The organism is Nostocoides australiense Ben110, assembly GCF_001050535.1.
Taxonomy (GTDB): Bacteria; Actinomycetota; Actinomycetes; order Actinomycetales; family Dermatophilaceae; genus Nostocoides_A; species Nostocoides_A australiense.
Genome location: NZ_HG764815.1, coordinates 3658539 through 3659730, shown reverse-complemented (window position 1 = coordinate 3659730; position 1192 = coordinate 3658539). Strand labels below are relative to the sequence as shown.

Sequence of the window (1192 nt, the reverse complement as noted above, 5' to 3'; positions counted from 1 at the left end):
CTGCCGCGCCGAGCGCCGAACCCACGGCGGCGCGCCGGCTCGCCCCGGCGCCATCGGCGCCAGGGGCGGGAGCAGGCCTGTCGGTCATGCCTTCGCGACGACGCCCGCGACCTGAGCGACGTTCTCGGAGAACGCATCCAGGGCCTGCGTCAGCTTCTTGACGTCGTCCTCGGTCAGGTCGGTGTAGAGCACGAAACCGTCGCCCTGGCGATAGGTCTCGAGCAGGTCGCCGAGGGCCTTGCCGGTCGCGTCGATCCTGCCGACGAGCGCCGCGTCCTTCTTGGTCAGATAGGGCCGCAGCTCGGCGATGGCCTGCTTGCTGCCTTCGAAATTGGCCTCGAAGTCCCACAGGTCGGTGTGGCTGTAGCGCTCTTCCTCGCCGGTGATCTTGCCGGTCGCGATCTCGTCGAGCAGCGCCTTGGACCCGTTGGCGAGCTGAAGCGGGTTGAGTTCGACGGACTTGGCCTTGGTGACGAGTTCGGTGACATCGGCGAGCAGCTGGTCGGCGATGGCGGAGGTGTCCTTCTGCAGTCCGTCGACCCACAGGTCCTTCTCCAGCCGGTGGTAGCCGGTGAACGCCATGCCCTCCTCGACGACATCCTCGCGGCCGTCGATCTTGGGGTCGAGATCGCCGAAGGACTCGGCGACGGGCTCGATGCGCTCCCAGTAGGAGCGCGCGACCGGATAGAGCGCCTTGGCCTCCTCGACCTTGCCCGCCTTGACGAGCTCGACGAATTCCGTTGTGCGCGTGAGGAAGGCATCTCCCTGGCTGTTCACCCAGCGGGAGTAGCCTGCGACGGCGGCCTGCAGGTCTTGGTCGTCGGTCTTGGCCGCCGGGGCGTCACCGGTCACGGTGAAAGCGCTGCGTATCCCGTTGCCCACCATCCCCGGCTTGCACGCCGTCTCGTAGGAGCCCGGCTCGCTCACCTCGACGATGAAGTCGCGCGACAGGCCGGGAGTGATGTTCTCGACCTCGCCGACGATCCGGTCGCCCTCGGCATACACATAGAACTCGTTGATCTTGGTGCCCTTGTTCGTGACGGTGAAGGTCACCTTGCCGGCGGGGGCGGTATTCGCCGAGACGGTGCATTCGGTGTCGGTCGCGGTCACCGTGATGGGGCCACCGGCACCGGCGGAACCCGACCCGGCGTCGTCGGAGGCACCCCCGCCACAGGCGGGGGGGGGGGGGGGG

1 protein-coding gene is annotated in these 1192 nt (G+C 68.1%); it reads right to left on the bottom strand.

The features are described 5' to 3' along the window. Window positions 1-84 precede the first annotated feature (84 nt). Window positions 85-1192, bottom strand: a 1108-nt coding sequence (gene efeO, locus BN11_RS17930; RefSeq protein ID WP_048699658.1) for an iron uptake system protein EfeO, incomplete at its 5' end; no start/stop codon positions are given.